Origin of the sequence: Zoogloea sp. LCSB751, from assembly GCF_002028455.1 — a bacterium.
Lineage (GTDB): Bacteria > Pseudomonadota > Gammaproteobacteria > Burkholderiales > Rhodocyclaceae > Zoogloea.
Window position 1 is genome coordinate 1 of record NZ_MWUM01000104.1, and the last position, 375, is coordinate 375.

Here is a 375-nt window from a genome sequence, read left to right on the forward strand (position 1 = left end):
TCAGCGGCTCCGTCTTGCGCAGGATCTGGCTCGGGATCCTCAGCTTGCCGATGTCGTGGAACAGGGCCCCCATGCCGACCTGGCGGATTGCCTCGGCCGGCAACTTGCACTCACGGGCGAGCAGCATGCTGAGCACGCTGACGTTGAGGGAGTGGAACTGGAGGCTGTTGCCATCCTCGCTGCCCGACACCAGGTGCAGCACCATCTCGTCCACCGACAGCAGTTGCTCCGTCATGGCGTTGATCAGCTCCTGGGCCTCATTGATGGCGTTGAGGGGGCGGGACTGGATCTTGCCCATCAGGTTGCGCACCTGGGCCAGGGACTGCTGGAAATGCTTCTCGCACTGCTGCAGATCCCGGCGATAGCGCTGCAACT

At 63.5% G+C, this 375-nt stretch carries 1 protein-coding gene; it reads right to left on the reverse strand.

Annotation, left to right across the window (positions count from 1 at the left end):
- A partial coding sequence (locus B4920_RS25940) for an HD-GYP domain-containing protein (RefSeq protein WP_139379651.1) occupies nucleotides 1–375 on the reverse strand: 375 nt, incomplete at both ends.